The organism is Pseudoalteromonas sp. SG43-4 (assembly GCF_014164325.1).
Taxonomy (GTDB): Bacteria; Pseudomonadota; Gammaproteobacteria; order Enterobacterales; family Alteromonadaceae; genus Pseudoalteromonas; species Pseudoalteromonas distincta.
The window spans coordinates 1-228 of record NZ_JACJFB010000083.1 but is presented as its reverse complement, the minus strand read 5'-3'; the positions used below and the strand labels follow the sequence as shown (position 1 = coordinate 228).

Annotated in this window: 2 tRNA genes; both read right to left on the bottom strand. The window is 46.1% G+C overall.

The features are described 5' to 3' along the window. Positions 1 to 10: 10 nt before the first annotated feature. Positions 11 to 86: transfer RNA gene (locus H5160_RS20265), tRNA-Gly, on the bottom strand. A gap of 43 nt (positions 87 to 129) precedes the next feature. Continuing rightward, positions 130 to 205 (bottom strand) — tRNA-Gly (locus H5160_RS20260). Between the last annotated feature and the right edge of the window lie 23 nt (positions 206 to 228).

Here is a 228-nt window from a genome sequence, read left to right as displayed (position 1 = left end):
ATAAAAAGATTGGAGCGGTACACGAGGCTCGAACTCGTGACCTCGACCTTGGCAAGGTCGCGCTCTACCAACTGAGCTAGTACCGCATAACTAAATTTACTATCACTACAATTTCTTTTGGTTAGAAATTGGAGCGGTACACGAGGCTCGAACTCGTGACCTCGACCTTGGCAAGGTCGCGCTCTACCAACTGAGCTAGTACCGCATTTTTTATTTCTTCAGTTATTT